Below are 10,695 nucleotides of genomic sequence, written 5' to 3'. Positions count from 1 at the left end.
AGACGCTCGGCTGGGACAACCCAGCCGAGCGCCTACGTGATCTACTGACAACCACATAAGCCATCAGGTGTTGCGAGGACCCCCAGAAACCGCCCCGTATGCGTTAAGAAGGGGCCCTTCCTTACACCGTCAGCAGCCGGGGAGGCGCTCGATCAGGTAGCGCTCCACCTGGTCCAGGCCGATGCGCTCCTGGGCCATGGTGTCCCGGTTGCGCACCGTCACCGCGTTGTCGTCGAGGGTGTCGAAGTCGACCGTGACGCAGAACGGGGTGCCGATCTCGTCCTGGCGGCGGTAGCGGCGGCCGATGGCCTGCGAGTCGTCGAACTCCACCACCCAGCGCTTGCGCAGGTCGGCGGCGAGCTGCTTGGCCTTCGGCGAGAGCGCCTCGTTGCGCGACAGCGGCAGCACGGCCACCTTCACCGGGGCCAGGCGCGGGTCGAAGCGCATGACGGTGCGCTTGTCCACCCCGCCCTTGGTGTTCGGGGCCTCGTCCTCGTCGTACGCCTCCAGCAGGAACGCCAGCACCGCGCGGGTGAGGCCGGCGGCCGGCTCGATCACGTACGGGATCCAGCGCTCGCCCTTGGCCTGGTCGAAGTACGACAGGTCGACGCCGGAGTGCTTGCTGTGCGTGGACAGGTCGAAGTCGGTGCGGTTGGCGATGCCCTCCAGCTCGGCGAACTCGCTGCCGCCGAACTGGAACCTGTACTCGATGTCGACGGTGCGCTTCGAGTAGTGGGAGAGCTTCTCCTTGGGGTGCTCGTAGAAGCGCAGGTTCTCCTCCGACAGGCCGAGGTCGAGGTACCAGTTCCAGCGCTCCTGCAGCCAGTACTCGTGCCACTGCTCGTCGGTGCCCGGCTCGACGAAGAACTCCATCTCCATCTGCTCGAACTCGCGGGTGCGGAAGATGAAGTTGCCCGGGGTGATCTCGTTGCGGAACGACTTGCCGGTCTGCGCGATGCCGAACGGGGGCTTCTTGCGGGCGACCGTCTCGACGTTCTTGTAGTTGACGAAGATGCCCTGGGCGGTCTCCGGGCGCAGGTAGTGCAAGCCCTCGTCGCTCTCCACCGGGCCGAGGTAGGTCTTCATCAGGCCGTTGAACATCTTCGGCTCGGTGAAGGTGCCCTTGTTGCCGCAGTTGGGGCAGTTCAGCTCCGTCAGCGAGGTCAGCGGCTTGCCGTGCTTGGCCTCGTACGCCTCCTCCAGGTGGTCGGCGCGGAACCGCTTGTGGCAGGACTGACACTCGGTGAGCGGGTCGACGAACTCGGCGATGTGGCCGCTGGCCTCCCAGACCTTGCGGGCCAGGATGACCGCCGAGTCCAGGCCGACGACGTCGTCGCGCTGCTGGACCATGGTCCGCCACCACTGCCGGCGGACGTTCTCCTTCAGCTCCACGCCGAGCGGGCCGTAGTCCCACGCCGACCGGGTGCCCCCGTAGATCTCGCTGGAGGGGAAGACGAAGCCCCGGCGCTTGGCGAGGCTGACGACGGCGTCGATACGGTCGGCTGGCATGTTGTTTCCTCCTACGCCGGCTGGCGGCCGGCGGGGGCGCGCGGTGGATGGAACGGTCGGTTCGGGACCCACGGTACGACCGCGGGGGCCCCGGGCCCAGCAGAATACCGGGGACGCCGGTCAGCTCACCCCGCAGACCTCCATGGCGCCGGTCTGCTCGTCGGGGGCGAGGGTGACCTCCTGGTCGCCCCGGTCGCCGCCGCTGAAGGTGACCGAGACCGGCACGGTGAGGTTGACGGTGTCGACGTCGCCCACCCGGTACGAGTCGATCTGCGGCTCGGCGGCGACCCGGCGCTCGAACTCCTGCCGGGACTCGCGCCGCTGCGCGTCGTCGCAGAGCGCGTCGTACGACTGCTCGTACTTGCGCTCGACCAGCCCCCGGTAGTAGTCGTCGGTCACCGAGCGGCCCTGCTCGCGTACCGCCTGCACGTTGCTGACCGCGAGACCCACCACCGCCGTGCCGCCCCCGCCGCAGCAGATCAGCACGGCGAGCGCCCCCGCGCCGAGGCCGAGCCACAGGCGGGCGCCGCGCCCCTCGGTGGGGGGCGCCGCGAACGGCGGGACCACCCCGGGGCCCGCCGGGGGCGCGGGGACCTGCGGCTCCGCAGGCGTCGGCGGCACGCCGGGGGCCGGCGGGCCGCCGGGCCCGGGCGCCACGGGGTACGGGGGTGGACCGGACGGTCCGGGTGCGGTCATAGGTGCAGGGTAGTGCCCGGCGGCTCAGCGCAGCGGATCAGCGGCCCGATCACTGGGGTTGACCTCCACGGCCCCGCCGGGGGCCGCGCCGGCCAGGGTCTCGTACGCGGACGGCTCGTCCAGCGACTCGGCCAGCAGCGGCGTGGCGTGCACCTTCACGTCGAACCCGCCGAGCGCCCGCCGGTACGTCCCGACGGACTCCCACTCGGTGACCAGGCACCAGTGGCGGGTGTCGTCGAGGGCCCGCAGCAGCTCCCCGCGCAGGTAGCCGGGGCGGGCGGCGAGCGCGGCGAGGGCGGCGTGCGCGCGTTCGGTGAAGGCGGGGGCGACGTCCTCGTCGACCACGAACCGGTTGGTGACCAGCACCCGGGTCCTCCTCGTAGGGCCGGTGGGGGTGAGCCTCGTAAAGTCTGTGGGATGCAGCGTACGCAGCGCTCCCTGCCGCTCCGGCTGGCCCGGGCGAACCCGACGACGGTCTTCCTGGCGACCCTGGTGCTGGTGCTGGTGGGACTGTTCGCACCGGGGGTGCTCGGCGGGGCGCTGCTGCTGGCGCTCGCCGCCGCGCTGGTGGCGCTGCTGGTCACCACCTGGCCGGTGCAGTCCCCGGCGACCCGGGTGATCCGGCTGGTGATGCTGACCCTGTTGGTGGCCGTGGCGCTGGCGAAGCTGCTCTGAACCCGAAGCTGCGCTGAGCCGCCCAGGCGGGCGGCATTAGCAGATAGGCCGCTCGCATGCAAGCATGCGTTTTTGACAATCAATTTCGTTGTCGCGGAGAGTTGGGGGCATGATGCTCCGCCGCCCCACCGTACGTGTCCTGGCCGCCGCGACCGCCCTGGTCGCGCTCGGCGCCGCCACCGCCTGCTCCGACGACGGCACGGCCGGCGTCGACCCGCAGCGGGTCGACGTGGCCGCCGCCTTCTACCCGCTCCAGTTCGTCGCCGAGCGGGTCGGCGGCGACGCGGTCCGGGTCACCAACCTGACCAAGCCCGGCGCCGAGCCGCACGACCTGGAGCTCACCCCGAGCCAGGTCGGCGAGGTCAACCAGGCCGAACTGGTCGTCTACCTCAAGGGCTTCCAGCCGGCCGTGGACGAGGCGATCGCGCAGAGCGGCGGCGACCGGGCCTTCGACGTGGCCGGGGTGCAGCCGCTGCTGGCCGCGAGCGCCGGCGGGCACGACCACGAGGGTGAGGGCGCGGGCCAGGAGGAGCACGCCGACGAGAAGGGCAACGGCGGCAGGGACCCGCACCTGTGGCTCGACCCGACCCGGCTGGCCGGCGTCGCCGACCAGCTCGCCGAGCGGCTCGGCAGGGCCGACCCGGAGCGCGCCGCCGACTACACCGCGCGGGCGAAGACCCTGCGCGCCGAGCTGGAGAAGCTGGACGCCGAGTTCGCCGCCGGGCTGAAGAGCTGCCAGCGGCGGGAGATCGTGGTCAGCCACACCGCGTTCGGCTACCTGGCCGAGCGCTACCAGCTCGAACAGGTCGGCATCACCGGGCTCACCCCGGAGACCGAGCCCTCCCCGCAGCGCCTCGCCGAGGTGGCCGAGGAGGCCCGGGAGCACGGCGCCACCACGATCTTCTTCGAGACCCTGGTCAGCCCGAAGGTCGCCGAGACCATCGCCCGCGAGGTCGGCGCGAAGACCGCGGTGCTCGACCCGCTGGAGGGGCTGTCGGCCGACGGCGGCGGGCAGGACTACCTTTCGGTGATGCGCACCAACCTGCAGACCCTGAGGACGGCGTTGAGCTGCTCGTGACCGAATCTGTCATCACCGTCGCACACGGGGTGGTCGGCTACGACGGCCGCCCCGTGCTGCGGGACGTCTCCCTCGTCGTCGACGCCGGCGAGGTCGTCGCCGTTCTCGGCGCCAACGGCTCCGGCAAGTCCACCCTGATCCGCGCGGTGCTCGGGCTGGTCCCGCTGCACGCCGGGTCCGTCTCGCTGTTCGGCACCCCGCTGCGCCGGTTCCGGCAGTGGAAACGCATCGGGTACGTCCCGCAGCGGCTCGGCGCGGGCGGCGGCGTCCCCGCCACGGTCCGCGAGGTGGTCGCCTCCGGCCGGCTCGCCCGCCGGGGGGTGCTGCGCCCGCCGGGGCGGGCCGACCGGGCGGCCGTCGACGCCGCGCTGGCGTCGGTGGGCCTGGCCGACCGGGCCGGCGACCCGGTGGCCACCCTCTCCGGCGGCCAGCAGCAGCGCACCCTGATCGCCCGGGCGCTGGCCGGCGAGCCGGAGCTGCTGGTCCTCGACGAGCCGACCGCCGGGGTCGACGCGGCCAGCCAGGAGGCGTTCGCGGGGGCGCTGCGTGGCTTCCTCGACGGCGGCGGGACGGTGCTGCTGGTCGCCCACGAGCTGGGGCCGCTGCGACCGCTGATCAGCCGCGCCGTGGTGGTGCACCACGGCGGGATCGCGCACGACGGGGCGGTCCCCGAACCGGCCGGGCACCACGCCGACCCCGACCACGACCACGTGCACCCGCACGCACCCGACGAGCCCGCAGGGCTGTGGAGCAGTTGAGCATGGAGCTTTTCCAGTACCCGTACATGCAGCGGGCCCTCATCGGCGCGCTGGTCATCGGCCTGGCCGCCCCGGCGCTCGGCATCTACCTGGTGCAGCGCCGGCTGGCGTTGATCGGCGACGGGGTGGGGCACGTGGCGCTCACCGGGGTCGGCGCGGGGCTGCTGCTCAACCGCTCCCCCGTGCTGGTGGCGGTGGTCGTGGCGACCCTCGGCGCGGTCGCCATCGAGCTGGTCCGGGCCCGGGGCCGCACCTCCGGCGACCTCGCGCTGGCGCTGCTGTTCTACGGCGGCATCGCCGGCGGGGTGATGCTGGTGGGGCTCTCCGACGCCACCAGCGCCAACCTCAACGCCTACCTCTTCGGGTCGCTGACCACCATCTCGCCGCAGGACCTGACGACCATCGTGGTGCTCGGGGCGGCGATCCTGGTCACCATGCTGGCGCTGCGCCCGGCGCTGTTCGCGGTCTGCCACGACGAGGAGTACGCCCGGGTCGCCGGCCTGCCGGTGCGGGCGCTGAACCTGCTGCTGGCGATCGGCACGGCGGTCACCGTGACGATCGCCATGCGGGCCGTGGGGGTGCTGCTGATCAGCGCGCTGATGGTGGTCCCGGTGGCCACCGCCCAGCAGGTCACCCGGGGGTTCCGCGCCACGATGACGGCGGCCATGGCGCTCGGGCTGTTCGCCGCCGGCTCCGGCGTCTGGGTGGCCGCCAACGCCGACACCGCGCCCGGGGCGTCCGTGGTGCTGCTGGCGATCGCCTCCTTCCTCGTCGTCGCGGTCGCCGCGGCGGCCTGGCGGGCGCTGCGCCGGCGGCGCGCGGAGGCCGGCGCACCGGCACCGGAGCCCCACGAGGTGGTGCTTCGTTGATCCTGCGCCCCGGCGTGTCGGCGGTATTGGTTACCGTTGTCCAGTGACCAGCGGATCAGGGTACGAGGTCTACGAGGGCGCCGGTGAGCTGCTGCGCGCGCTCTCGGCCCCCATCCGGCTGGCGATCGTGAGCGAGCTGGCGCAGGGTGAACGGTGCGTGCACGAGCTGGTGGAGAAGCTCGGGGCCGCCCAGCCGCTGGTCTCCCAACACCTGCGGGTGCTGCGCGGGGCCGGCGTGGTCCGGGGCTCCCGGCGTGGCCGCGAGATCGCGTACGCGTTGGTCGACGAGCACGTCGCGCACATCGTGGCCGACGCGGTCAGTCATGCCGGGGAGGCATCATGAGCGAGGGCACCGCCGTCCGGAACACCCGGCAACGCTCCGCGGTGAGCGCGCTGCTGGCCGAGGTGGAGGGCTTCCACAGCGCGCAGGACCTGCACGCCATGCTCCGCGAGCGCGGCGAACGGGTGGGGCTGACCACCGTCTACCGCACCCTCCAGGGGCTGGCCGACGCGGGCGAGATCGACGTGATGCGCCCGCCGGGCGGCGAGCACCTCTACCGGCGGTGCAGCGAGGGCCACCACCACCACCTGGTCTGCCGGGTCTGCGGGCGCACGGTCGAGGTCGCCGGGCCGACCGTGGAGACCTGGGCGGAGCGGGTGGCGGCGCAGCACGGGTACGCCGACGTCAGCCACACCCTGGAGATCTTCGGCACCTGCCCGGCCTGCGCCGGCTGACAATTCCGACCCGTGCCGAGCCGGGGCGGCCGTGGCACGCTGTGCGGCGTGAAAATCTACGCCGATCGCTTCCCGACCGCCGCCCGTCAGTTGCTCACCGACCTGCTCGTCCTCGCCTGGGTGTACGCCGCGATCCGCTTCGCGTTCTGGGTGCACGACCTGGTGGAGAAGCTTGCCGTACCCGGGCAGAAGCTGGAGGGGGCCGGCGGCGGACTGGCCGACAACCTGGCCGAGGCCGGCGGCAAGGTCGGCCGGGTGCCGCTGGTCGGCGACGATCTGACCGCCCCGTTCACGAAGGCCGCCGACGCGGCCCGGGCCGTCGCCGAGGCGGGCCGCGACCAGCAGGAGTTGGTCGGCCAACTCGCGCTGGCGCTCAGCATCGCCGTGCTGGTCTTCCCGCTCGGCCTGGTGCTGTTCGGCTGGCTGCCGCTACGGCTGCGCTGGATGCGCCGGGCCGCCTCGGCGAAGGCGCTGGCCGCCGCCCCCGCCGGCCGGGACCTGCTGGCCCTGCGGGCGCTGGCCGGGCAGCCGCTGGGCAAGCTGGCGCGGATCGCCCCGGACGTGGCCGAGGCGTGGCGGCGCGGCGACGACGCCACCGTCGACGCGCTCGCCGCGCTGGAGCTGCGCCGACTCGGCCTGCGAACGGGCCGCTGACCGGCCTGTCGGGCCTGTCGGGCGGACCGGCGCGCCTGCCCCGCTGCGCCGACGCCCGGCGGCACGTGACGCCAAGTGACTCGTCGCCCCGACGCCGCCACCCCCTCCACCCCCTTTGCTCTGCACCCACATACGCAGCGGTCACGCAGCGCAATCGCACGCCGCCCCCTAGACATGGCCCGCTATCTTGCAGACCGGCTGCTCAACGCGGGTGCTGCGTGGATGGGTGCAGAGCAAAGGGAGCGAAGAGACGTGTCGGGTGCGGCAGGGCCGTAACGCAGGGTTAGACCGGCCGGCGACCTCGAAGGAGCCACGATCGTGACGCAGGGCGACCATCACGTGGGCCAACCCGCGAGCGCCGCCACGACCGTCGCGTCCGCCGCGGTTGTGCGCACCAGAGGAAGGGGATTAGATGTGCATCGATATACGCGCCTTGGGATGCCTGCCCCACGTCGGTGCTGGGTGCCGAGAGGGAGCGACCCATGTCCGTGTCTCGCAGGCGGTCGATCGTCGCGGCCGGCGTCGTCGGCCTGGTGGCGATGCTCGCCGCCCCGCTCCTCGGGCTGCCACCGGCCCGGGCGGCGACCGGAGACGGCTCGCCCACGGACCCGAACATCGCGTTCGTCGGCCGCTGGGACAGGAGCAACAGCACCGCGTACGTGCCGAACTGGGCCGGGGCCTACCTGAGGACCGGGTTCCCGGCACCACCGTCAAGCTGCGGCAACGCCGCACCATCGACCTCTACTACAGCATCGACGGGGCCGACTTCACCTACCTGACCAACGTCAGCGGCACCGTCAACCTGACCCCGACGCCGCTGCGCGCCGGCAACCACACGCTGCTGGTGTCGTACCGGGTGGTGGGCGGCTCGTACACCGGGGACGCGGTGTTCCAGGGGCTGACCCTCGACCCCGGCGCGACCACCCTGCCGACCCCGGTGCGGCCCCGGCTGATCGAGTTCGTCGGCGACTCCATCACGCTCGGCACCACGTCGTCGCGGGTGGCGCTGACCGCGTACGGCTGGCTGACCGGCGAGCAGCTCGGCACCGAGCACACCCAGCTCGGCTACGGCGGCGGCTGCCTGGTGGCCACCGCCGACGGCTGCGTCAGCGTGGCCTGGGACTTCAGCCGCTACCAGGCCGACGCCGTCGTGATCAACCTGGGCACCAACGACCGCGGCCACGGGGTGAGCGGGGCGGACTTCCAGAGCCAGTACGCCACGTTCATCCGTACCGTGCGGGGCAAGTACCCGCACGCGGCGATCTTCGCGCTGCGTACCTTCAGCGGCCGGTACGCCGCGGAGACCGCCGCCGCCGTCGCGGCGGTGACCGGCGGCGGGGACCGCAACGTGTTCTACGTGGACACGACCGGCTGGCTGCCGGCCGACGGGCTGAGCGACTCGGTGCACCCGAACGACGCCGGGCAGCGGGCGATCGCGGCCCGGCTCGCCCCGGTCGTCGCCGCGAAGCTGGGCACCACCACCCCGATGCGCCTGTCGACGGCTGGACGGTGCAGTGGACGTTCGCCGACGGCCAGCGGATCAGCCAGGCGTGGAACGCCAGCTACACGCAGAGCGGCGGCGCCGTCCGGGCGACCAACGCGAGCTGGAACGGCACGATCGCGGCCGGCGCGACGGTGAGCTTCGGCTTCCTGGCCGACGCCCCCGGCGCGAACAACCGGCCGACCGCATTCACCCTCAACGGCACCGCCTGCGCGCTCTCCTGACCCGTCGCACCCCGCCGTCAGCGCAGGTAGGCCGCCAGACCGATCTGCTGGTCGCGCAGCGCGGTGGCGACCACGCCGGCGATCTGCCGGGCCCCCGCCGTCTCGAAGTGAGTGTGGTCGTTGCAGAAGAACGCGCCCACCGCACCTGAGCCGTAGTCGCCGTTGTTCGGGCACAGCCCCAGCCGGTTGTAGAGCGTGTAGCTCAGCCGGTGCAGGTCGATGACCGGCACGTTGTTGGCCGCGCCCGCGTCGAACGTCTCGGTGAGGAAGCCGCGGTTGCCGACGGCGGTGCCGCCCGAGCAGGTGATCGCGGCGGCCGGCGTGAGGAAGACCGGGCGCGCGCCGCGCTGCTTGGCCGCGTTGGCCATCACGCCGAGCAGCTGCTTGTACCGGGCGGAGCCGACGTGCCGGTTGCAGTTGGGGTCGCCGTCGTTGATGCCGAACTGGATGAACAGGTAGTCGCCGGCCTTCATCCCGGTGCCGGAGTTCAGCATGGCCTGCCAGCGGGTCGAGTACGTCTCCGGGCTGACCACGCACTCGCCGGCCGAGTTCTTCGTGGTGGTGACGTTCGGGTCGTCCAGCCAGGTCTGGATGCTGCGCCCGCCGACGGCGCTGTTCACCACGGTCGCGTTGGCGTTGAGGTACTGGCCGAACTGGTTGCCCCAGCCGACCGGGCAGGCCCCGCTGGAGGACGGGTTGGCGACCGTCGAGTCGCCGGCCAGCCAGACAGTGACGGGGGCCTGCGTCGAGGGCGTCGGGGTCGGCGTACGGGACGGGGTGGCCGACGGCGACGACGGGGTCGACGGCGGCGCGCACGGTGTGGCGGTGGGCGCGCCGGTGCACGGGGCCCCGTTGAGCGAGAACGCGGTCGGCGTCGGGTTGGCCGTGGTCCACGCGCCGTTGAAGCCGAAGCCGACGCTGGCGTTGGTGGCGATCACGCCGTTGTAGCCGGCGTCCCTGGCGCTGACCGCCCGGCCGACCGCCGGGCCGCTCGTCTAGGGTGGGGCGGTGCTCTACTTCCTGATCGTCGTCGCCGTGCTGCTGCTGGCGTACGCCGCCGTGCTGGTCAGCTTCGTCAAGCGGGGGCGCAAGATCCCGCCGCAGGCGTACCTGGTGCTGGCGCTGCTCAACGGGCTGATCCTGGCGGCCGTCCTGGCCTGGGCGGTCGCCCGCTGATCACCGCCCCGCCCCGGCACGTCCCACGGCCCGGCTGGCCCGGCGGGCCTGGCGGGCCTGGCGCGGCCCGGCTGGCCCGGCCCGTGGTTTGCAGGGGCCCCCTGCTATACAGAAAGCGTTAACAAGGGGCCCTTCCTTGCTCCGACCGCGTCGCCGCTGGTCGAAGCGGGCGTGGTCAGTCGCCCGCCAGCGTCTGCGGGTCGTCATCGTCGTCGTCGATGTCGTCCTCGCCCCAGTTGCGACGGGCGAACGGCAGGAAGACCCAGAAGGTCAGGAACCACAGGGCGGTGGCCGCGGTGAGCACGAAGGCGATGCCCCGGTCCAGCACGAAGTCGGTGATCAGCAGGACCGCGCTGACCATCGAGACGAGCATGAACCCGAGCCCGCCGCTGGCCATCCGGTGGGCGAAGCGGACCAGCTCCGGCTTGCGTCCCTGCCGGAACAGCGCCCGGTGGAAGGCCACCGGAGAGATGATCATCGCGGTGGCGGCGGCGGCCGACAGCAGCGCGACGATGTAGACGTCCTTCTGGAAGTCGCTGGTCCGGGTGAAACCGTTGCTGAACGGCAGCGTCAGCAGGAACGCGAAGAGGATCTGCACACCGGTCTGCGCGACCCGCAGCTCCTGGAGCAGGTCGGCGAAGTTGCGCTGCCAGCGCTGCCGCTCGGTTTCCTTGGACACGTGCTACCTCCGGGAGCGACGGTAATGCCGGCGGGTGCGGTCCGCCGGCAGCATCGCCATTGCCCGATCGGCTCGGCGGCGAAACCCGTTCACGCCCGTGCCCGCCCTGGACGGGGGCGCGGTCGGGCCCGGTCGGAAGCG

The 10,695-nt window shown here is 72.8% G+C and carries 14 protein-coding genes and 2 pseudogenes; 10 read left to right on the top strand and 6 right to left on the bottom strand.

The window, feature by feature from the left end:
- Nucleotides 1-129: 129 nt before the first annotated feature.
- From ACFYWL_RS27480 to ACFYWL_RS27470, 3 genes are all read right to left on the bottom strand, one after another.
- Entirely contained in the window at nucleotides 130-1,509 is a 1,380-nt protein-coding gene (locus ACFYWL_RS27480) for a glycine--tRNA ligase (protein ID WP_386978355.1), read from the bottom strand.
- A 120-nt stretch (nucleotides 1,510-1,629) separates the two neighbouring features.
- Entirely contained in the window at nucleotides 1,630-2,205 is a 576-nt protein-coding gene (locus ACFYWL_RS27475; RefSeq protein ID WP_386978352.1) for a hypothetical protein, read from the bottom strand.
- A 24-nt stretch (nucleotides 2,206-2,229) separates the two neighbouring features.
- Nucleotides 2,230-2,571 carry an antibiotic biosynthesis monooxygenase family protein gene (locus ACFYWL_RS27470; protein ID WP_386978349.1) on the bottom strand — a complete coding sequence of 114 codons (342 nt, stop codon included), beginning with the start codon at nucleotides 2,569-2,571 and terminating at the stop codon, nucleotides 2,230-2,232.
- A 51-nt stretch (nucleotides 2,572-2,622) separates the two neighbouring features.
- On the opposite strand from ACFYWL_RS27470, the gene ACFYWL_RS27465 reads away from it, so the two are divergent.
- The 9 genes and pseudogenes from ACFYWL_RS27465 (at nucleotide 2,623) to ACFYWL_RS27425 (ending at nucleotide 8,699) form a co-directional block, all read left to right on the top strand.
- Nucleotides 2,623-2,880 (top strand): DUF6703 family protein, encoded by a 258-nt coding sequence (locus tag ACFYWL_RS27465; protein WP_386978346.1) that lies wholly within the window; start codon nucleotides 2,623-2,625, stop codon nucleotides 2,878-2,880.
- Nucleotides 2,881-2,992: 112 nt separating this feature from the next.
- On the top strand, nucleotides 2,993-3,958 hold the full coding sequence (locus ACFYWL_RS27460; protein ID WP_386978390.1) for a metal ABC transporter substrate-binding protein: 966 nt from the start codon (nucleotides 2,993-2,995) through the stop codon (nucleotides 3,956-3,958).
- A complete protein-coding gene (locus ACFYWL_RS27455; protein ID WP_386978342.1) occupies nucleotides 3,955-4,716 on the top strand; it encodes a metal ABC transporter ATP-binding protein in 762 nt (253 codons plus the stop codon). Before ACFYWL_RS27460 ends, ACFYWL_RS27455 begins: the two co-directional genes overlap by 4 nt.
- Before the next feature lie 2 nt (nucleotides 4,717-4,718).
- Nucleotides 4,719-5,585: a metal ABC transporter permease gene (locus tag ACFYWL_RS27450; RefSeq protein WP_386978339.1), complete on the top strand. Its 867-nt coding sequence runs from the start codon at nucleotides 4,719-4,721 to the stop codon at nucleotides 5,583-5,585.
- Nucleotides 5,586-5,628: 43 nt separating this feature from the next.
- Nucleotides 5,629-5,928 (top strand): ArsR/SmtB family transcription factor, encoded by a 300-nt coding sequence (locus tag ACFYWL_RS27445; protein WP_386978335.1) that lies wholly within the window; start codon nucleotides 5,629-5,631, stop codon nucleotides 5,926-5,928.
- The gene (locus tag ACFYWL_RS27440; RefSeq protein ID WP_386978331.1) at nucleotides 5,925-6,320 is read left to right on the top strand and encodes a Fur family transcriptional regulator; all 396 of its coding nucleotides are present in this window, start codon (nucleotides 5,925-5,927) and stop codon (nucleotides 6,318-6,320) included. The genes ACFYWL_RS27445 and ACFYWL_RS27440 overlap by 4 nt, the downstream gene beginning before the upstream one ends.
- 48 nt (nucleotides 6,321-6,368) lie before the next feature.
- Nucleotides 6,369-6,974, top strand: a complete 606-nt coding sequence (locus ACFYWL_RS27435; RefSeq protein ID WP_386978328.1) for a hypothetical protein — start codon at nucleotides 6,369-6,371, stop codon at nucleotides 6,972-6,974.
- Nucleotides 6,975-7,386: 412 nt separating this feature from the next.
- Nucleotides 7,387-8,361 (top strand): annotated as a pseudogene (locus ACFYWL_RS27430) (GDSL-type esterase/lipase family protein); the annotation flags it as partial.
- 122 nt (nucleotides 8,362-8,483) lie between these two features.
- Entirely contained in the window at nucleotides 8,484-8,699 is a 216-nt protein-coding gene (locus ACFYWL_RS27425) for a cellulose binding domain-containing protein (RefSeq protein ID WP_386978325.1), read from the top strand.
- Between the two features lie 17 nt (nucleotides 8,700-8,716).
- On the opposite strand, the gene ACFYWL_RS27420 is transcribed toward ACFYWL_RS27425, so the two are convergent.
- Complete coding sequence (locus ACFYWL_RS27420) at nucleotides 8,717-9,421, bottom strand: SGNH/GDSL hydrolase family protein (protein WP_386978387.1); 705 nt, start codon at nucleotides 9,419-9,421, stop codon at nucleotides 8,717-8,719.
- 129 nt (nucleotides 9,422-9,550) lie between these two features.
- Nucleotides 9,551-9,667 (bottom strand): annotated as a pseudogene (locus ACFYWL_RS27415) (cellulose binding domain-containing protein); the annotation flags it as partial.
- Nucleotides 9,668-9,707: 40 nt separating this feature from the next.
- On the opposite strand from ACFYWL_RS27415, the gene ACFYWL_RS27410 reads away from it, so the two are divergent.
- On the top strand, nucleotides 9,708-9,875 hold the full coding sequence (locus ACFYWL_RS27410) for a hypothetical protein (RefSeq protein ID WP_278128709.1): 168 nt from the start codon (nucleotides 9,708-9,710) through the stop codon (nucleotides 9,873-9,875).
- A gap of 175 nt (nucleotides 9,876-10,050) precedes the next feature.
- Here ACFYWL_RS27410 and ACFYWL_RS27405 read toward each other — a convergent pair whose 3' ends face one another.
- A complete protein-coding gene (locus tag ACFYWL_RS27405) occupies nucleotides 10,051-10,554 on the bottom strand; it encodes a DUF6328 family protein (protein WP_386978321.1) in 504 nt (167 codons plus the stop codon).
- Nucleotides 10,555-10,695: the final 141 nt, after the last annotated feature.

Source organism: Micromonospora sp. NPDC002575, assembly GCF_042889525.1.
GTDB lineage: Bacteria > Actinomycetota > Actinomycetes > Mycobacteriales > Micromonosporaceae > Micromonospora > Micromonospora carbonacea.
The sequence above is the reverse complement of the archived record's forward strand: the minus strand, read 5'-3'. Positions and strand labels throughout refer to the sequence as shown.

Coding starts and splice junctions, on each gene's coding strand:
- ACFYWL_RS27480 (WP_386978355.1), bottom strand. CDS start 1,509: ATGCCAGCCGACCGTATCGACGCCGTCGTCAGCCTCGCCAAGCGCCGG.
- ACFYWL_RS27475 (WP_386978352.1), bottom strand. CDS start 2,205: ATGACCGCACCCGGACCGTCCGGTCCACCCCCGTACCCCGTGGCGCCC.
- ACFYWL_RS27465 (WP_386978346.1), top strand. CDS start 2,623: ATGCAGCGTACGCAGCGCTCCCTGCCGCTCCGGCTGGCCCGGGCGAAC.
- ACFYWL_RS27460 (WP_386978390.1), top strand. CDS start 2,993: ATGCTCCGCCGCCCCACCGTACGTGTCCTGGCCGCCGCGACCGCCCTG.
- ACFYWL_RS27450 (WP_386978339.1), top strand. CDS start 4,719: ATGGAGCTTTTCCAGTACCCGTACATGCAGCGGGCCCTCATCGGCGCG.
- ACFYWL_RS27440 (WP_386978331.1), top strand. CDS start 5,925: ATGAGCGAGGGCACCGCCGTCCGGAACACCCGGCAACGCTCCGCGGTG.